This window comes from Siphonobacter sp. SORGH_AS_1065 (assembly GCF_030818595.1).
Lineage (GTDB): Bacteria > Bacteroidota > Bacteroidia > Cytophagales > Spirosomataceae > Siphonobacter.
Map to the genome: position 1 here is coordinate 44446 of NZ_JAUTAM010000007.1, position 20417 is coordinate 64862.

General features: G+C 42.3%; 13 protein-coding genes. 9 read left to right on the plus strand and 4 right to left on the minus strand.

Annotated elements, in window-relative coordinates:
* The first annotated feature begins 374 nt into the window (after nucleotides 1-374).
* The 3 genes from QE390_RS21940 (at nucleotide 375) to QE390_RS21950 (ending at nucleotide 4933) form a co-directional block, all read left to right on the plus strand.
* Nucleotides 375-1067, plus strand: a complete 693-nt coding sequence (locus QE390_RS21940) for a cyclase family protein (protein WP_307143874.1) — start codon at nucleotides 375-377, stop codon at nucleotides 1065-1067.
* A 242-nt stretch (nucleotides 1068-1309) separates the two neighbouring features.
* Nucleotides 1310-3820 (plus strand): prolyl oligopeptidase family serine peptidase, encoded by a 2511-nt coding sequence (locus QE390_RS21945; protein ID WP_307143875.1) that lies wholly within the window; start codon nucleotides 1310-1312, stop codon nucleotides 3818-3820.
* Between the two features lie 792 nt (nucleotides 3821-4612).
* The gene (locus QE390_RS21950) at nucleotides 4613-4933 is read left to right on the plus strand and encodes a hypothetical protein (protein ID WP_307143876.1); all 321 of its coding nucleotides are present in this window, start codon (nucleotides 4613-4615) and stop codon (nucleotides 4931-4933) included.
* 377 nt (nucleotides 4934-5310) lie between these two features.
* Here the strand turns inward: QE390_RS21950 and QE390_RS21955 are convergent, their stop codons facing one another.
* The gene (locus tag QE390_RS21955; protein ID WP_307143877.1) at nucleotides 5311-7326 is read right to left on the minus strand and encodes a DNA/RNA non-specific endonuclease; all 2016 of its coding nucleotides are present in this window, start codon (nucleotides 7324-7326) and stop codon (nucleotides 5311-5313) included.
* A gap of 493 nt (nucleotides 7327-7819) precedes the next feature.
* Here QE390_RS21955 and QE390_RS21960 point away from each other — a divergent pair, with 493 nt between their 5' ends.
* The 5 genes from QE390_RS21960 (at nucleotide 7820) to QE390_RS21980 (ending at nucleotide 14442) form a co-directional block, all read left to right on the plus strand.
* The gene (locus QE390_RS21960) at nucleotides 7820-9226 is read left to right on the plus strand and encodes a sugar MFS transporter (RefSeq protein ID WP_307143878.1); all 1407 of its coding nucleotides are present in this window, start codon (nucleotides 7820-7822) and stop codon (nucleotides 9224-9226) included.
* 529 nt (nucleotides 9227-9755) lie between these two features.
* Nucleotides 9756-10961: a membrane protein insertion efficiency factor YidD gene (gene yidD / locus QE390_RS21965; protein WP_307143879.1), complete on the plus strand. Its 1206-nt coding sequence runs from the start codon at nucleotides 9756-9758 to the stop codon at nucleotides 10959-10961.
* Nucleotides 10962-10971: 10 nt separating this feature from the next.
* Nucleotides 10972-11499 (plus strand): hypothetical protein, encoded by a 528-nt coding sequence (locus QE390_RS21970; RefSeq protein ID WP_307143880.1) that lies wholly within the window; start codon nucleotides 10972-10974, stop codon nucleotides 11497-11499.
* Nucleotides 11500-11589: 90 nt separating this feature from the next.
* Complete coding sequence (locus QE390_RS21975) at nucleotides 11590-12141, plus strand: DNA-3-methyladenine glycosylase I (RefSeq protein ID WP_307143881.1); 552 nt, start codon at nucleotides 11590-11592, stop codon at nucleotides 12139-12141.
* A 1392-nt stretch (nucleotides 12142-13533) separates the two neighbouring features.
* Nucleotides 13534-14442 (plus strand): replication initiation protein, encoded by a 909-nt coding sequence (locus QE390_RS21980; RefSeq protein ID WP_307143882.1) that lies wholly within the window; start codon nucleotides 13534-13536, stop codon nucleotides 14440-14442.
* Between the two features lie 25 nt (nucleotides 14443-14467).
* On the opposite strand, the gene QE390_RS21985 is transcribed toward QE390_RS21980, so the two are convergent.
* The 3 genes from QE390_RS21985 to QE390_RS21995 all read right to left on the minus strand — a co-directional run bounded on the left by QE390_RS21985 (nucleotide 14468) and on the right by QE390_RS21995 (nucleotide 18386).
* Nucleotides 14468-14842 (minus strand): hypothetical protein, encoded by a 375-nt coding sequence (locus QE390_RS21985; protein ID WP_307143883.1) that lies wholly within the window; start codon nucleotides 14840-14842, stop codon nucleotides 14468-14470.
* Between the two features lie 126 nt (nucleotides 14843-14968).
* Complete coding sequence (locus QE390_RS21990; protein ID WP_307143884.1) at nucleotides 14969-15631, minus strand: AAA family ATPase; 663 nt, start codon at nucleotides 15629-15631, stop codon at nucleotides 14969-14971.
* A 757-nt stretch (nucleotides 15632-16388) separates the two neighbouring features.
* Nucleotides 16389-18386: a beta-L-arabinofuranosidase domain-containing protein gene (locus tag QE390_RS21995; RefSeq protein ID WP_307143885.1), complete on the minus strand. Its 1998-nt coding sequence runs from the start codon at nucleotides 18384-18386 to the stop codon at nucleotides 16389-16391.
* Nucleotides 18387-18722: 336 nt separating this feature from the next.
* Between QE390_RS21995 and QE390_RS22000 the strand changes: the two genes are divergently transcribed.
* On the plus strand, nucleotides 18723-19622 hold the full coding sequence (locus tag QE390_RS22000; protein ID WP_307143886.1) for a glycerophosphodiester phosphodiesterase family protein: 900 nt from the start codon (nucleotides 18723-18725) through the stop codon (nucleotides 19620-19622).
* The last annotated feature ends 795 nt before the right edge of the window (nucleotides 19623-20417 follow it).

The following is a 20417-nucleotide window of genomic DNA, read 5'->3' on the forward strand; positions in this document are numbered from 1 at the left end:
ATTGCTTTCACCTTAGTCGTTAAAGTATTACACAGGCCTGCTACTGCACAGCGACTATAACTTTCATAATTCCATATTTTCTACTTCCTGCCTGTTCTTCAAGGTAGAGGGAAAAACCTTGCTGGAGATCGTGTCACTTTCTTGAGCTAGCAAACTTTCCTATAGCCAAACATTGTCTTATTCTAGGAAACAGGAGAAGCTATCAAGTCCGCTGCCAGTTTTTTCGCTGGCAGCATGTGTTACTTGTTGTCTCAAAGTCATGTTGCCAGCGAAAAAACTGGCAGCGGTAACTGATGCTATGGCTGCTTTTAACTTTCAGGAACTAATTGTGGATTCTAATCTTTAAGACAACATCATTCAACCAACTAACTCCCATGCCTGAAATCATTGATCTGAGTCAGGAAATTTATGCGGGAATGCCCGTCTACAAGAGTTTGCCTCCCGTCCATATCGGCATTCATGCCACGCACGAGCAGTGGGACGGACTAACCGATACCCAAACTGTAACCCCCAGTGTTCTGAACCTGAACATGAGCGAACATACCGGCACGCACGTGGATGCTCTTAATCACATGGGCCGGGAGTTTGTTGGTCAATCCATTGATACCATGCCGCTTTCCATGTTCTATACCGAAGGCATTTGTCTGGACTTTTCTCACAAAAGTTTTAAAGAGCTTATCAAAGCAGAGGAATTGGAAGAGGCGTGCCAGAACCAGGCATTAACCATTCAAAAGGGGGATACCGTATTAATCTACACAGATCATTACCGTAAGGCTTATCACACCGAAAACTGGGCAAATGGGCCCGGATTAACCGCTGAAGCCACTCGTTGGTTGGGTAACCAGGGTATTGCGGCTTTTGGTGTGGAGATGATGTCCCCAGGCGTACCGAAAGTTTCGAATAATGAAGTTCACCGCATTTGCGGCGAGATGGGATTTACGCATTACGAAAACCTGATAAATCTGCATTTGCTGGTAGGTCGGGGGCGGTTTCGGTTCATTGCCCTACCCCTGAAAATTCGCGGCGGCACGGGTTCACCCGTTCGAGCGGTAGCGGTATTTGAGTAACGCTCCACTTTTCTTTCACTATCGTTCTGAATGGTTTTTATTTCTGGACTATAAGTCGCCAACCCGCAGGTTGGCGACTTTTTTATTATTCCTTGAAGGAATAACCATGCATTTGCAAAAACCTTTTTCTAATCGTCCCTAATCCGTCTTTCATCGCAATTCAGGCCATTTTTGTGTGTTCAACGTTACTTTTAATTTCTATTCTCACCATTAAACTCTCATTTGACTTAAACCTCAACTTTATGCGTGCCAGCCTTGGTGCTTTAGGATTACTCATCACTACTTTTAGTCAGGTCGTACAGGCTCAACAGATTCATTACTTTGATAAGGGATTGATGACCAGTGTGCCACAGCGATACGGCCGGGAAGCCATCTATACTGATCAGCTGGCGTATCAACTGTACACGCACACGCTCAAAACGCCCGCGGAAGGCTCCGTTTTCGGAAAAAGCGAGCAAGGAGATGAACTCAAGTGGCAGACCATTACTGCCGATAGTCTGCACCGTCTACGGGGACGTTTTGGTTTTCGAAGCAGTTCCGGCGGGCCTGCCGGACCCGGTATTAATCCCGGAAGCATGAGGGGTGGCCTTGCAGGAACGGGAGCTTATATTTATCTGAGCTATCATTCTCCTAAAGAACAAGTAGCTATTCTGAACATCAAAGGGAACAGTCATGTGTATGTAAACGAGGAACTGCACATGGGCGATGCCTATAGTATGGGGTATATGGACGTTCCCGTGAAACTTAAAAAAGGCCTAAACACCTTTTACGTCCGAGGAACTTCGATTATTGCCAGCCTGACTTTCCCTACAAAACCTATACTCCTGCAAACGCAGGACTTGACCTTACCCCAACCCATCGTTGGCGGAGCTAATCAATCGTTGCAGGCGGGCGTGGTCGTCATTAATACATCTAGCAATGCTCTGACGGATTTACAACTAAAGAGTAGTTTTCAGGGCAAGGAAGTTTTGACAAACTTACCGCCCATTCCGGCTCTGACTACCCGGAAAGTGCCTTTTACACTAGATGCCAGTGGTATCACCTCCAAGGGTAAAACGGAGGGTACGCTCAGCTTAATTCGCAAGGGTAAATCCGTTGATCAGGCTACGATTGCTCTGGAGGCTGTTGCTCCGGGCGAATCTTACAGCAACACATTCATCAGCAGCATCGACGGAAGCTTGCAATACTATGCAGTTACGCCGCAATCTACTACTCCCACTGCTCAGTCAGCTCTGTTTTTGTCCGTACACGGGGCTGGCGTAGAAGCCAGCGGTCAGGCACGGGCTTATAAAGCCAAAGACTGGGGTACGCTGGTGGCGGCCACTAACCGCCGTCCCCGTGGATTCAACTGGGAAGACTGGGGGCGGCTGGATGCCCTGGAAGTATTAACTTTAGCGAAAACCCGTTTCAATCCTGACCCGCAACGGGTGTACTTGACCGGTCATTCCATGGGGGGTCATGGAACCTGGTTTCTTGGAGCTACGTACCCCGATAAATGGGCGGCTATTGCTCCCTGTGCGGGTTATCCTACTTTGAAAGAGTACGGTTCTGCCGATGGTCTTATTCCTGCGAGCAGCGAAGTTCCGATGGAACAAATGCTGCTGCGTTCGGGCAATCAAAGCGATGTCTTAAAACTGGTAACTAACTACAAACCTCTGGGCGTCTACGTTTTTCACGGCGATGCGGATCGGACCGTTCCGGTTACTTATGCCCGACAAATGCGAAAAGCACTCGGTGGTTTTCATCCCGACCTCAGTTACTATGAGTACCCCGGCGGTTCTCACTGGTTCGGAGATCACAGTGTAGACTGGAAACCCCTATTCGATTTTTTCAAATGGCACCAGCGTCCGGCGGACTCTACCGTTCATTCCATTGATTTCATTACTTCTAATCCGGGTGTTTCTGCGTCTTATTACTGGGCAGGGATTCAGCAACAAATAAAACCACTGGAATACAGCCGTATTCAACTGCAACGATCAGAGAAAGCCATTACGGGTAAAACCGAAAACGTGCACTTGTTAAAACTGGCTCTTCATGCCTTTGGCTCAAATGCGAAGGTAAGCATTACACTGGATAGCCTTCCCTCGCTTACTGTTACCACCGCATCGGCTCAGGACAGCATTTACTTGCGGCGGGAAGCCAGCAGCTGGACGAAGGTACAGGCTCCTTCACTTCAGGAAAAAGGTCCGCATCGCTATGGTACTTTCAAGGATGGGTTTAATCACCGGATGATCTTCGTGTATGGAACGCAGGGTACAACAGAGGAAAATCAGTGGAGTGTGGAAAAAGCCCGCTTTGATGCGGAAACCTGGTATTATCGTGGCAACGGTGCCGTTGATGTTATTTCGGATAAAGAATACGCTTTACAGAAATACGCTAACCGGGGTGTGGTGTTGTACGGAAACGCAAGCACCAACGGGGCCTGGAAAGCCCTGCTGGCTGACTGTCCGATTCAGGTAGATCGAAACGGGATAAAAGCAGGAACCCAAAACTGGAACGGGGACGATCTGGCGGCTTACTTCGTATGGCCCTTACGGGGTTCTGCTCAGGCCTCGGTATCTGTTATTACGGGTACAGGGATTAAAGGTTTCAAGGCCTCTTCGGCCAACCAGTATTTCGCCGGAGCCAGTGGCTTTCCTGACTACATGATTTTTAGCCTGGATATGCTTCAATCGGGTAGTAAAGGCGTAAAAATGGCTGGTTTATTTGATAACAACTGGAAACTTATGCCCGAAGGGTCGGTGCTCAACTAATAGGCTCTTTTCAAAAAGCGAGGCTCTGGGTGAATCCAGAGCCTCGCTTTTTTTATACTTAAGCGTACACCTCTCTTATTTTGAAATGTCTCTTATAAAATTTTGATGCGACATACAGTAACGGCGTTTTACATTTAAAAGGCAGGCATAGACTTTTGGTAGGAACAGAAATCGTAAGGATTATAAGAGCCTGTCTGAAATTTATAAGCGAAAACCTTCATGTAATCAGAGCTTTTGAAACCCTGAGCGATAACGGCAGATGGGGTATGAACCCACTTCCCTCGCAGTCGCTCGGCTCTAGCCGAGTGACGAGGTAGTCTGGTAGGCCTCTGGCCGGGATTAGCAAGTCTGTTTTTGTTGGGGTAAGATGTTTCTAATCAGATATGGGTTTGCATCCTACCGGCCAGAGGCCTAGAGCTAGGTGGTCACTCGGCTAGAGCCGAGCGACTGCGGGTAAATAGCAACCCTCCCTCTGTCATCTCGAACGCAGGGAGAGACCTTCTGTGGAATAGGACGGGCTTAGTTAAGTTACCGCATGAGCCAGCAAGCTCGCAAAAGGTCATAAGATTCGCTTCACTCTGGATGACAGACGCTGATAATATAATAGTTAGCGGTTATTGTAAGTATGAAATAGCCTTAAATACCAACCGTGTCCCCGGATTTCATCCGGGGAAGCTAGCAACTTTGCTCTCGATCATAGACTGAAGCATGAACCTTTAATAGTTCTCCCGAAGTAAGGAGAGCCTTTTATTTAACTCTTATTTTTAGAAAGTCGCTAAAACCTGCGTATTTATGCCGCGTTATCAATTTACTGCCTGCGAAGCTTCTTCTACGGAAGAATACGAACTAACTTTTACCTACATCAGCCTCGATGGCGATCAGGGCCATGAGCGTCAAATTCATATCATTGGAACAAAGCCCGAAAACGGTGAAGACGCAGAAAAATATCAGTTGTATCTCTTTTCGAGATTGATCAATTTCATGCAGAGTTATTGGGAAGATAGTTACCAAATTCCTGAAGATGACTATCATATTCACGATTCAGATAATCCGCAGTTGGAGGGTAATCACAAGCCCGATCATTGGAAGGACTATATTCTGGAATTCAACTAAATGACTCAAATGCTAAATCAAGTGAGACTTTGGGCTGCGAAGCCATTGAGCCTTCTATGAAAAACTCTACCATCATTTCATAACCTCTTGAGCCAGCTAACTTTGCTGTAACTCCATTTTACCACTCGCTAAGCAAGGTTTCTCACTACATTCGAGATGATAGGATTAGAGCCGTCAAAAGGTAGAGACGTAACTTCATCGCGTCTGGCCGGGGGATGAAACTCGTTTACTAGGGTAACAGAGTCACACTTCAGTAGAAAGGACAACATAAGAAATGATGACTTTGCCGGGAGGCATTCATTTTGTCTCGCTACTACACCTTCCTGAAAACTCTAAAGCTTTCAGGAAGGTGTAGTAGCTATAACAAGGTAAAGAAGCTATAAAACTAAATCCCCTGTTTCTTCAATTTCCCTCGGAACGCTTTCCAGAGCTTTATTTAAAGGATCGTAAGCTTTCACCGAAGACAAATCCAGACCCGTGATTTCTTCCAGCTTTTCAAGAGAAATCTGATAGGTTTTGAATGCTCCAAAAACGAAGTCTGTCATCACCCGCTCCAGCCCGCTAATCATTTCTTTTTGTGTCAAAATGTACCCCGTGACCGAAGGCGTTCCGTCAGTTTTCACCATTGCCACGATTTTATAAAATTGGGCAGGAACCAAAGCTTCGCGGTAATGCACATAGTTTTCATCTAAAACCGGCCCTGTAAAAACGGATACTTTCAGTTGGTGGGCTTTTGCACTGTTTAATACATAATCCTCCAGATTCAACCAGGTTTTCTGATTCAGATCTTTATGCTGCGGACAGGAGTTGGTGTAATGAAAGGTATCGTCATTGGCTGTTTTTGCATCAGGGCCCCAGTTAGGGTCTTCTCGCCGAACCATGTGCCCGCGATCCAGATCATTATTCGCATACACGGCATTGCCCAACTGATACTTCACATCCATTCGGCCATCCAGTTGCCAATTATCATTACGCGGCACTTTTACCATTTTCTGTCCATCCATATTCACCGCCGTCAACAGACACATCCGGCGAACTTTGTGCATGACTACGCTAAAGTGCACATACTTAAGCTCCGATTCTTCCTGGAGCGTTGGGGCAATCAGTTTTTTATCGGCAAAAGGTTTATAGAGACTTTCAAGAAGAATGGGGAACCCTTCCAGAAAATCGGCTTTATACCCTTCCCGATTTTTGATATTTCGATTTACCGAATCACTCACCACAGCCGTTTTTTTCTCTAGTTCATTAGAAACGACTATGGCTTCGGCATTAACCACCTGAGGCAGTCCTATTTTGATTTCCAGGGGAATATTCAGACGAATCACTGTTTCGGAAGATGCATTCGTCACCGAAGGAATAGACTCTTTGTTTTCTGACATAGGTTTGGTTTCTTTTAGTGATTCCAGTGAAGGAAGCGGAGCCGCCAGCGGACGGGCATCCAGAAAAGGCTGGACGGGAATGCTTTCGGTTAAGGGAGCCAGGGCCGCCTTAGTAATTAATTCATACGCCAGTGAATGATTTTCCTTCAAATGCTTCATGATTGCACTGATCCGAATTCCTTCATTAGCGGCTTTAGGGTATTCATTTTCGTCAATCTCGCCCTTACCCAGTTGCTGTAAATCATCCAGTGAAGAAGGAACGCCCGCGTGATGCAAGGCCACCACAACCCATTCGTAATTGAAAACCGGAGAACCGGAAGCTCCTTCGTCGGTATCGGTGCTGTATAATAAAAAGTCGGGATGGCGGTCATACAAAATGGCGTTTTCGAACAACACAACCTGCTTGGGTTTGCCATTGGGATGCTCAATCAGGGCAGCAAATTCACCCCTGGTAATCTTGCCACTTTCTTCTATCAATCGTAAATAGCCAAAATCAGTAATGGGCTTTCTGGCTTGTTTCAATTCCTGGGTCACCACTTTTACTACCGTGAAATCCAGATGAGCATGGGTGTAAAAAAGCTCATCGGGAGCAAAGGCATATGCGTAGGAAGTGGAAAGGTTACCTTCGAGATTTCGCTGGTAATTCATCAAAACACCAAACTGCTGAGCTTCTTCTTTTGAAGCGACGACGTGATGGTTGGTAATTAACACGCCTGGAGCCACCAGGAACCCGGTGCCGATGGCCGCACGATCTATATCCGGTTTTCGGCGATCATAGATTAGGCCCACGGACATGCTCACTTCAAAACCCCGCAGAAAAGTCGCTACCGAAGTAAGGTTATTCGTTCCCCGAATTTTCTCCAGAGCTTCCTGCGGCTTATCTAGCGAGTTTTCCACCATCACCTGAAGTCGGGCGGTGGTTAATTCCGGCTCCAGGGGCAGAAAGGTTTGATTCTGAATTTCCTGGTAACGCTCAAATATTTCGGTTAACTGACTTTTAGAGATTGAGGCCATTTCATGGGTTGATTTAGGGGAGGTTCTACACAGACCACTTTCCGAAGATAGTCATGCCTTGTTTCCTGAACATGAAGTCAATTTTATGGTGTCGTGAATCGTAGAAAATATACGAAAATTCATTCCTTTTGTTCAATAGCTTAGGGAAAGTATTAGAGGTCTGGAAAGCCATTTTAGTAACTGTTTGGCCCGTTGACACACATTAACTTTCAAGTAAAAGCTTGACTTAAGACGTAAAACAGTCATACTTTTAAAGGATTATGCTATATAGTTGATTGATGGTCAATGACCCACATGAAAACTATTTCTGGTGTTCGGACTTGCTTCGAAACCCCATAAGATACTGATTTGAAGTAGGTTACGAAGTTTTTATTACATCTTCCTGCCCATCATTTTCTTCTTTCAGCGTTACAAGCGGGGAACCCATCGTAGGACTGACATCGGCGTAACCATCACATTCTTTCCATTTCAACACATTACTGAATTATTAAATATGGCTGGAGTACCCGTTTCTTCTACATCGGCCGCCCGTAGTGATGTCTCCTCCGCCGGAGCTAATTACCGTGGGCCGCTCATTACCGTCACGCTTCTTTTTTTCATGTGGGGGTTAATTACCTGTCTCAACGACATTCTGATTCCGAAAATGAAGCAGGTGTTTGATCTTCAGCACTGGCAGGCCATGCTGATTCAAACAGCGTTCTTTGGGGCTTACTTTATCGTATCTCTCATCTATTTTATTCTGTCCGTAACCAAAGGTGATCCCATCATGCGGATTGGTTATAAAAACGGAATCATCCTCGGATTGTTAATCGCGGCCGTTGGATGTGTACTGTTTTTGCCCGCCGCTAGTCTGGAAAGCTACGGTTTCTTCTTACTGGCTCTATTCGTTTTGGCTTCGGGAATCACGCTGCTTCAAATCACGGCTAACCCTTACGTGTCCATCCTGGGGCCACCAGAAAGTTCGTCCAGCCGGATGAACCTGACGCAGGCCCTGAACGCTCTGGGCACCACGGTAGCCCCCATTATTGGCGGTTATCTGATTTTTGCCGGAGCTAATGCTTCTTCGGGAGCTGACTCGGTTCGGGTACCTTATGTGGCCCTGGCCGTGATGTTGTTGCTCATTGCCGGAATTATTAAAATTTCTCCCCTGCCCAAAGTAGGTAGCGAAGGCACCATTGTTAGTGATGCGGGTGCTTTGAAGTATCGTCATTTAGTACTCGGTATCGTCTGTATTTTCGCTTATGTAGGCGGTGAGGTGTCCATCGGTTCCAGCATTATTGGTTTTCTCGAATTGCCTAACATTGCTGGCTATAATGAAGCTCAGGCTACGTATTACCTTTCCTTTTTCTGGGGTGGAGCCATGGTAGGCCGTTTCTTCGGAGCCGTCGCTTTAGCTCAGTATCAGTCAGCCGTTACTAAATACGGCATCATGGCTGTTATTGGGCTGGTAGCTTTCGGGTTGGTGTACACCTTGTACGATCCCGCCATTGCAATGATTGTACTGGGATTAATGGCTTTCAACATCTTCGCCTTCATTTTAGGAGCCTCCAATCCCAGCCGTTCTTTAGGGCTTTTTGCATCGATTACAGTGGCTTTATTAGCCGTTGCCATCTTCGGTCAGGGTTCGGTGGCCATGTGGGCAGTGATTTCCATCGGGTTATTCAACTCCATCATGTTCCCCACCATTTTCGATTTAGCGATTAAAAATCTGGGTATTCACACCAGCCAGGGGTCTTCTCTACTGGTAATGGCAATCGTGGGTGGAGCCATTATTCCTCCTTTGCAGGGAGCTTTCGCGGACGTTACACACAACCTACAATTGTCCTTCCTGTTACCGCTGATTTGCTACGTATACATTGCATTCTACGGATTCATTGGGTATAAGCCTTCTCGTTCGTAGTACTTGAAATAGTTTTATTAGAACTCGGGCCACTAGTTTCCTAGACGGAGACTAGTGGCCCGAGCTCTTTTTTAAGGTAAGAATATATTAGTTAAGGAAAAAGAGTACCCTTATAAATTCTCGAATCGTTATTGAATGTTTACCGGGTTTAAGCATTAATGATCCCTATAAGTATAAGGGATTAATAGTGAGATTAACAGACGTATTACTTCCTGCATTTGCCTGTAATCAACCTGTTTGTATTCATTTTCTTTTATAGCAATCTGCTTTCTTCTTAAAGACGAACATACTGGAAGGTAATGCAAAGCTTCCGCTGTCCCATTCTAAAAGTAGTTTATTAGGTAGACAGACTTCCCCAATCCAACTTGCAGGGCTTTAAATAGATGGTAGAATCTGCTTAGATCAGGAATCCTTCACTCCCATAAATTAAAAAAATTTATTATATAATTTAACTTTCTTTAAGCTTTTAGATGCCACTTCGTTACTTACTAGCATATACATTTGAAGGGTACATGAGTAAGTGATTAGTATGAATCATTTTTTATATTTTTTAGCACTCCAGCTTTTTTCTTATTACTGTAGTGCCCAGACGTTTACTTACCAATCTGATGGTCAGACGCTGACTAGTAATCAATCGTTTTATAAGCAGAACGTTGGCAAAAAATCAGCCGTTAGTGATTACATCGGGGTATATCAAACCTATATAAGTGGTATTCGTGGACACCAGTGTCCAATGTACCCTAGTTGTTCTAATTATGGTTTAAAAGTTTTCAGGGAAACCTCTTTTGTTAATGCATTTTTACTGACTTCAGATCGCCTTTTAAGATGCGGCCATGATCAGAACTATTATGCGTTGACGCTCAGTAATTCAGGCTTTAAATACATCGATTATCCTGATTATGATCCTGTTCCTGAAAATTTGTATTACACTAAAAATGGTTATTCTTTCGCCTTTACAAACCTTACCGCTCCTGATTCTACGCTTAAACTGGTCAAGAAATTAATTAATAACGCTTATTATCATGAAGCTCTACTGGAAATACATCGCATTGAAAATCAATATAATACCCCTAGTTATGAATTAATTATTAATAAAATAATCTGTCTAAAAGCCACCAATGATTACGAGAAAGCAATTTTTGAGTATGAAACCAAAGTACCTGAATCCCTCAAAAAAGAACCTGAACTTGTCTATCAAATAGCATTGATTCAGGATAAGTTACATAATAACGAGCAGGCGATTCAATTGATTTCACGTACCCTTCAACAGGCTGATTCAAGTCCAACCAAACCTAAGCTACTTAACTTACAGGCTCTACTTTACTCTAAACAGAAAAACTGGGATCTAGCTGTCCAAAGTTATCGGGAACTTTCTGCTTTTCAGAATTATACGGCTCTATCTAATTCGGCTATTCGGCTCATTACCAAAGTTAATAATCAAAAAAAGAAGAACCCTTTAGTAGCAGGTGCCCTTTCCATTATTCCCGGGGCCGGTTATTGGTACACAGGGCATAAGCAAACGGCAGTTACTTCCTTTTTAATCAATGGATTATTAGGCTTCGCTACCTATTCAAATATTAAGAAGGAAACCTATGGAATGACTGCCTTAACTGGTGTATTTAACCTGAGTTTTTACTTGGGTAATATGACAGGGGCTGCTAAAAGTGCGAAACGTTACAACGAGCAGCAAACCCAACAACTGATTAATAAACTCGAATTCAATTCTCACCTTTAAATACAAACCAATGATCAATTCTATCTGTAAATCAACGTATGTAAAGCACATCGCTTTAGTATTAGTGGTGGCTGTTACCTGTATGTCATTCCAAATGCGAGGGAATGGAGTCCCACTCAATGCCGGAACTGTGATTCCGCTGGAGACCATTTCACTCATTCGTTCCGATCAGGTTATTCCCGGCCAGGTGATCGACTTTCGGGTACGGTATGATGTGAAATCAGACGATAAGGTAGTCATTGCGGCTGGTACCATCGCGAAAGGTCAGGTAATGCGTGCTCAGAAAGCAAAAGGCTTAGGTAAAGAAGGTTTCGTTGAAATCCAGATTAAATCTGTGCAAGCCGTTGATGGTCAGGAAATTTTTCTTACCGGAGGAAATCTTTATAACGAAGGAGAAGATAAACAGACCTTATCCATCGTGCTAGGCGTGTTTATTTGTATCCTGTTTCTGACTATGAAAGGTAAAAATGCTGAGGTTCCACCGGGTGTTGAAGTAAGCCCTGCGGTTGCGATGTCTATGAACATTGATACGAAATAGGGAGCTTCATTTACAATTAGCAAAAGGAAAGGAGGAACCCTTCTTTCCTTTTCTGTTTTATACGTTCAAACCATTTATAGAATATTCCCTATGTCTTACTGTACGTATATCGAAAACCTGGACGGCGAAAAAAAGGCTCTGCATAAAACCTATCACGACCATCATTACGGGTTTCCAATCCATGATGATAACGAACTTTTTGGTCGACTGCTACTGGAAATCAATCAGGCAGGACTGAGCTGGGAAACCATTTTGAAGAAAGAGTCTAATTTTCGGAAAGCCTATGATCATTACAATCTTGAAGTAGTGGCTGCCTATACTGAGTCGGATCGGGAAAGATTGATGGGTGATGCGGGCATTATTCGTAATCGATTGAAGATTAATGCTGCCATCGAAAATGCGAAAACGATTCTTCAGCTTCAAAAAGAGTTTGGTTCCTTTGAAAATTGGCTAGCGTCACATCATCCCAAAAAGAAGGAAGAGTGGGTAAAGCTGTTTAAAAAGACGTTTCGTTTTACGGGTGGCGAGATTGTACATTCCTTTCTAATGAGTATTGGTTATCTACCCGGAGCTCACGCGTCAACGTGTCCCATCTACCAAAATACATTAAATAAAAATCCTAAATGGGCAGAAAATGCTTAGGATCATCCTAGCAATTCGGACTTGAAACAACTACCCATAGTTATTATACGTTGATTGGACGTTTCTCAGAAGGTATCCCTAATAAAATGTACTTTGGTTAGTGTGCTTTGGGGAATAACATATTGCTGATCAACTTTACAATCGTGATGCTAAAGCTTTACTTTATTTATTGATTGCAGTACACTGTATACCAGATACTTAAATATGAATAAGGTGAATTAAATGTATTTTCGTTGGTAGTAGAATTTCTTATGATAATGCCGTCGAAGTGGGCTTATGACATAGGGCTGAGTTTTACCAACCAAAGTACATTTAATTTTACTATCAGTTTTTCGGTTTAACTAAGGCAATGATCAGATAGAGAGGGGTTTATTGATAAAAGTTGATTCAATAAAATGTAGTTTGATTGGTAAAATTTATTCAAGAGAGGAATTTGATAAAATGTGGTTTGGTTGGTGCTTTTACTTCTCAGTATCAGTATTCTTTACAAAAAGAGCATTAATAAAATGTGGTTTGGTCGGTATTGAGTTAAAACGATCAGTAAATCTGATGAGCAAGCAGTAATTAAATGTATTTTGATTGGTGTTGATCTGGAGTACAGAGTATAGTAATTAAATTGCTGATTATCAGATCCTTTTACTTCTAAGCTAATGGATTAAGTTAGTAATTAAATGTATTTTGGTTGGTGATTGGCTTTGATTATCAGAGTCTCCTGTCTATCAATAGGTTAAAGTTAGCCGAACATTATAATTCCAAGTCATTCCATCTGAAACTCGAATAATAAAATGTGGTTTGGTTGGCAAACTAGTTTTTATCTTAGAAGCAAGGGCCTTAAAATTTCCTCTCAGATTCAGCATAACTTGTGTTGGCGGCCTAATTCCTATGAATAGTATAGAAAAGGCCTTAGGAACGATTTATGGAAGAAATAAAGCATCTCCTCCTACGCTTAGGGTTAATCAAACTTAGAAAGAATAAACTAATAATTTAGTTCTCGGCCTAACTTCCCTTTTCTTTTTTGCCCACGCTTTTTGATTTTCTTGATTAAAATGTATTTTGATTCGAGTGAGTTCAATGCCCAAAAAGCAGAGGAATTTTTCATTATCAAGAGATTGTGTTTTTCAATATTCTCTTGATAATCTCTTGAAGGAATTTTTTACTTAAATAACTAACTGATTAACAGATATTTAATCTGTGGATAACTTTTATTTAATGGGGTTTGGTTGGTAAAAAAATGGGGTTTAATTGGTCAGTAAGGTCTAAAAAAATGGGGTTTGGTTGGTATTTAGGTCTTAAAAAAAGGAGGTTTGGTCGGTAAAAAAATGTATTTTACTGAATGGAGTACATTATATTGTTTTTTTATCTTTATTTGCCTGAAAATCACAACTTCATCCTATGAATACGCCGATTGAAATCTATCAGGATAACTTTATTACCCAGGCTCGTTATGAAATGACGGAAACGGAGCGAAACATCATGTACATGGTGATTGCCCAGGTTCGTCCCGATGACTCACCGCTTAAGGTGTACAAGGTATCCATCAAGGAGATTGCCCACATCATGGGTAGCGGCGAAATCAATTTTGAATCTTACAAGAATGCTACTGCCCGTATTGTAACCCGTTTGGTGCAGGGGTATCTTCCCAATGGCGATTTTCTGCAAACTACTTTTGCGGCTTCTGCCAAATATAAGAAAGGAACAGGGATTATAGAAATTGCACTTTCCCAGGAAATTCGTCCTTTCTACGTCGACCTGAAAGAGAAGTTTACCAAGATTCAGTTACAGGCTGCCATCAGCCTTCAGTCGATTTATGCCAAGCGGATTTACGAGTTGCTTTGCATGTATAAAAACATGAAGAACAAAACCTTCCGCCGGAACCTGATGGACCTGAAACTGATGCTTGGAGTAATAGATTCCAAAACGGGTAAGGATAAGTATCCAATCTGGACGCAATTTCAGCGGGACGTTCTGGAAGTGGCCAGCCGTGAAATCAATGGTAACACAGATTTAACGTTCACCTACTCTCCTATTTTGGGCGACCGCCCCGGACGGGGTCGCAAGCCCGTTGAGCAGGTTGAATTCGAAGTGTCTTACCTCAATAAACCCAGCGTCATTGATCTCAATCCTTTAATCAACCGACTGATGACCCGTTTTAAATTGAGGGCGGATCAGGCCGAGGAAGTGATAGAATCGTTTCCAATCGATAAAATCAATAAAATTCTTTACGACATTGAAATTCGGTTGGCGAATAACGAAATAAAAAATGTGGGGAGTTATACGGCTAAGTCCTTTGGACTGTCTTAACCCCTCCCCTACCCCAGCTTTGAGGTTAATCAACACCGTATTTACGTTTTTCCCGCTCTATTTTTTCCTGAACCGCTTCTACAATCCAGTCGGTAACGGATATGGTAATCTTGCGGGCTCGTCCCCGTTGAGGCCGATGCGTACGTAATTGCTTAATCATGTCGGTTTCAGATTCCGTCAGTTCTATCGAAAACCGTTTCAATACTTCAGGCACAACTTCGGCGACCACCTTCTTTTCCGCCGATTTCCTGGTTTTGGTTACTTTAGGTAATTCCTCTGGCTGTGGGGGCTCCGGTGATGACCGGGTGGTAGATCCTCCCCGATTAATCACCTGCATAATTTCATCTTCATTTACTACTTCAACCGGAGCTTTCTTTTTTGGTGCTGAGGATATGGCCATAACGTTAAGTGCTTAATATGACGTTACTTATCAATTCATGGTGACGTTAAAAAGAACTTCAATTTAAAGGGTAATTTATACGTTAGAATTAACTTCTAAAATAAAGTTATTATCAACGCTATATAATTACTCTATTTCACTGGAAATCAACTCCTTAAAAGAATCAAAAAGAGTAGTGATTTCTGAAATAGCTTTCGAATCTTTGACTTCGAGCTCGACTACACCCAAGCCCTGAGACGCGGCATTGGAGTAAGCTTTACGATTCACCAGAGCTGTAGGCAGGTAAGTAAAGACTTCGGAATCTTTCAGTAATTCTGCTGCGTCGTTATTGTCTGAACCTTTAGGGTCAGCTCGGTTTAGAAAAGCAAAAGCAGTTAAAGGATTGGCCTTGACCGCCCGGATTTCCTGCACCAGCTTCTCTACTTTGTTAAGCGTCCACAAATCGAAACTTCTGGGATTAAAAGGAACCAGATACACATCTGAAACCGTCATAGCGGCCCGTTGGCTTGTGGTATCACGTCCACCCGTATCAATTACGATGTGATCGTACTTCGGAATGAGTTTTAAAATTTGACTACGTACACTTTCACCCGAAAGTTTAATGGCCGTATAGCCAATTTCTCCCTGCAAGTTCTCTTCCCGCCAGGTCGTAAAATCGGTCGATGTTTCCTGTTCATCGGCGTCTACCAGGAGTACGTCAAAACCCTGTTTGGAAAGTAAAACGGTCAAGTTGGTTGCGATGGTGGTTTTGCCACTCCCTCCTTTGATTCCTCCAACGGTGAATACCATAGCCTTTGAAAATAGCGTTAGATAAAAGTGTAAAAATAGCGTTAAAAAAGACGTTAAAAATAACTTAAAAATGAACGCCTTTTACTGAGTTGGGTACAAAGTTAAAAATAGATTCCAAATAAACTTCTTTACTGACTCTGTTTTTGACTCATAAGTGGAAGGTATTTTCAGAATGAATATTGACGTTATATTCAGAATTGATAAAAAAGCTATAAATAGCGTTAAAATAGACTCTTAAAACAGAGCTAGTTAAGAAGTTATAAACAACGTATATAATAGAATTAAAATTAACGTTAAAAATAAGCGTAAATAAGAAGTGAATTTTACTGAAAAATATACGTTGATTTTAACGTTAAAAAGGGCTCTTTAATTAAAGGTATTTTTAGTGCTATTGCTTATGTTTAAAAAGTCAATTTTACCTTTAATTTTAACGTTAAAATTAAAGGTAAAATTGACTAGATAGATTCGAAAAAACAGTTCTAATTTTAAATCTAAAAAAGACGTTAAAAGTAAGATTGCTGTTGTACGTAACTTAACGTAAATTTTGACGGTAAATTAAACGTTATTTTTAGTAAATCACTTGAAGATGAATACCTGTAATTTTAACGTTAAAAATAACTTTAAATTTGTATAGATAACAACAGATAAATAACGTTAAAATTAGTGTTTATTTTAGAGTATAATATGATAATAAATGTTTGACAATGAGTTATTTATATGTAGTTATTATAGATAAATAACTCATTGTCTATTTCAATCAATGGACTACTGGAAACTGAGAAATACGAAGCTTCGTGCATCCGTATGGAATTAGTTCTATCTCTTCGGTCTCACCGGTTTCAAGATTATAGGTAATACTATAAGGAACTTGGCCAGTCATGTCGTTGTATAATCCCCAGGATGGAATGCGTTTTGCTTTCGTCTTGAGTAGGATAGGAGCCTCTTCAGATTTCCATGGGAAATTAGAAAATTTTCCTGTCTTTATGATTGAATAATGCTGATCAATTTTTTCTGGAGAAATGTTAACTAAACCATAGTTCCAGGGAGTTGTCGGGCGAACTTCTACGTAAGAGTCACCGTAATCAATCGGGTCTTTTTCATTCTTAACTTTCTTCATAGATTCACCAATTTTTAGGGCATAAATGATAGGACCACGTTCTACGGATCTTGAATTTTCATACCAGGAATTATGATAGATGTGCATGGGTAACTTTAATTCAACTACATCTCCCGATTTCCACGATCGGTTTAAGGTTACTACCTGATTACCTTTAGGCTCCTGCACTACTTTGCCATTAATCAGAATTTGCCCTTGTTTGCACCATTCAGGAATACGTAGCTGGAAAGGGAAGGTTACTACTTTCTCTTTCATGGTAAGCGTAAAGCGAATCGATTCTTCGAAGGGATAATTAGTTTCTTCGGTAAACGTAACTTCCGTTCCCGAGCCTACGTTCATCTTTACCTGACTAGGAGCATAGACCAAGGCGGCTATCCCATGATCGGGTGTGGTATACCACAAGTTTTGAGTGAATTTTGGCCAGCCCTGGTGCATGTTAGAGGTGCAACAAGGGTAGCCGGAAAGTAAACCAAAACAAACGTCTGTGCCGCCATGATTAACATCAAAATTCCGGATTTGTCGGGTAGCCATTACCTGGTTCGCCTGCTGGAAATATTGGCGTGTCAGGTAATCTTCTGAAACCTGAGCGGGGAGGGCATTGAAAGCAATTTTTTCCAGGTGATCTGCGAAGCTAACTTTACCCGTAATCTCCAGCATACTTTCCAGAGAAAACATCATTTCCACCGCCGAGCATAGTTCAGACCCCTGCGTAGGATTATTCCCATGCAAGGCTTCATCACCGCCGTAGAGTCCGTGAGCCATGCCATTGAATTTCCGAATATCGGCGAATCCTTTCTCAACGGCCTGGATGTATTTCTGCTCGGGATGGTGTTGGTAATATATGATGGGAGATTTAATACCCTGAGCCAGATTGACACAGTGAATGCTACCCGCCCGGGTCAGAAAATCAGTGTTCAGAAAACCATCGGTATAATCAAAGGTCTGCTTATGAATTAAATCTCCGAGTTTGAGCAGAAAGGGATCCCCGGTTTGATTGTACAACCAATACACCATCATCAAATTGTCTCCGCCCCGGTACCGGGCCCAGAAAGTCCAGTGATCCAGTGGTTTAGCCGGTAACTCCTTTAGCTGATACCGGAAATAATTCGTCATTAATGTAATTACCCGCTGATCACCCGTGGCCGAATAATACTGTTTCAATATTTTCAGCATTACCATTTTGGGCCACCAGTCTCGGCTATTATCGCGTTGAATACCTGGTTCGGGCCCATAATCTTTTGCTGGACCAAAATAGCCGTCGGGCTGCTGGCTTTTAAGTGCCCATTCTACCCAGGGCTTAGCTTTCGAAATCAATTCGGCATCATCGAGCAGGTAGGCGAGAGGCAATAAGCCGTCAATCCAGTAAGGCCCGCGTTCCCATTGATCGCCGTCACCGCCTAGCCAGCCGTTTCTATGATTCATAACCAGTGGATAAAGCTCGTCCAGATGCCCGGTAGCTCCATTCTTCTGGCGAACCAGCATCTCTTTGAGCCAGCCTTTAGGTTTAATAGCTCCCAGTGGTAGCTCCTGATAGGGATTCTGATGCAGTGGAGCTCGGCTGTAGGAGAGGGTAGATGCAGTCTGAGCAGTAGCAGCCAATGTCGCACTGAGCCCGAGGGCAACTAGCAATTTTTTCATAGGTTATTGAAAGAGGTAATGACGCAATGAAAGACAAGTGAGGGGAGATAAACCCTGATTCTCTGGAAATTTAACCAGATTATCCTAGCATTAAGCCAACGCTTGATGATTTAACGAAGGCGTAACCCTCTACGAAATTTCACTTTTTACTTTTGATGTTTTTAAAATGAAGGCTACTAGAAAGGATTTTGGAAGAGTAGATAGGTTGGTGGTCGCGAAAAGCCTCAGGCGATATTCGTTTTCATCATACTGGATTTAAGTAAATCCTTAGCTATTACCCTACTAAATCTCATCAGAATCCTCCTTTCTACCCCTTTAAAAACATACTATTAGCTAATGAAGAAAGTGATTTGTACGCTGGTCCTAAGTGCAGCGGGAATGTTAAGCGTTTCGGCTCAACAAGAATTAGACGTTCAGGCCCACCGGGGCGGCATGGGGTTAATCCCCGAAAATACCGTAGCTTCCATGATCAATGCCGTAAAAATGGGAAGCCGAACGCTGGAGCTGGACTGCGTTATTTCATCAGACCATCAGGTAGTGGTCTCTCATGATCCCTATATGTCTTCGGTCATTATGCTGAAACCAGACGGTTCGCCCATCACGAAAGAAGAAGAAAAGAATCTGGCGTTGTATCAGATGAGTTACGAGGAGATCAAGAAGTACGATGCTGGTATGAAGCCACATCCTAACTTTCCGATGCAGCAAAAAATGAAGGTACGTAAACCTTTGCTTTCGGAAGTGATTGATAGTGTGGAAACGTTCATTAAAGTAAACCGACTGCAACCCGTTGCTTACAATATTGAAACCAAGTGTTCGCCCCAGGGCGATGGGAAGTATAACCCCAGCCCTGAGGTTTTTGCGGATTTGATGATGGGTGTAATCAACCGCAAGGGAATCGCGAAGCGGGTAACCGTTCAGTCTTTTGACATCCGTACGCTACAGGATATCCATAAAAAATTCCCTGCACAATCGCTGTCGGTATTGATATATAACAAAGATGGGGTGGAAGAGAACCTGAAGCGTCTGGGTTTTACGCCAGAATACTTTAGCCCGCATTACATGTTGGTAACCAGGGAAATGGTAGAACAGCTACATCAAAGAAAAATCAAGGTATTACCCTGGACGGTGGACGAAGTGAAAGACATGGAGTTAATGGCATCGTATGGCGTGGATGGAATTATCTCCAATTACCCTGATCGTTTGATCAAATTATACGGAAATTATCAAGCGAAATAATAGCTAGAAGTCAGAAATGGCGATTAATGGTTTTTAATCATTAATCGCCATTTTTTTGGATTAACTACCAGCTTTGCTTGAGCTAGTTTTCAGCCAATAATAGTACCTTAGGAATGACACCATTTCGTTTCTCCTATTTAAAATACACGCTCTATTCTATTTCAAAATATGCCGGATGTATTTTCAAGCTTTCCGTACTATAAAAAAGCTCTAAATAAATAGTAATTTAATATGGAAGCATTTATAGAAAAAATTGGAAATTGAGTTTTAGGGGAACGTAGCTCTCTAAGAAATGCAGTGGATGGTTGAAGTAAATTTTTAGCAAACCGTAGGTCTCGGTCATTTCCTGACATTTATGGATTTCAGAGGGCTGAATGCCCCAATTTTGCAAATTTATTATGGTTATAATGTCTCTGAAAGCCAATTCTTGCAGAAAATGCAGGAAATGCTTTGCAATTAATGCCAGCAATATCCAGGCAGTGTATTTGATTATATTTAGTAAAAATTTTAATTATTTAAGAAAAAGGTTAGGAAATATGAATCTAAAAGAAATACATTTGCTTGTAAACTCTAATAACCTGAACATTTCTATGAAACTTTTTACACCATTGATGAGTATTCTTACCCGCTTATAGTACAGACTAACTAGTACTATTCCAATCATTACTTTTGCCTAATAAATACTTCTATCCAGTCCCTTAATCGAGCTCAGGGCGGAATCATTTTGATTTAAATTATTGAACACTTAATCCAAAACAGAAAACTGCTTCGGGCGGGATGACTGTGTGTGGCTTC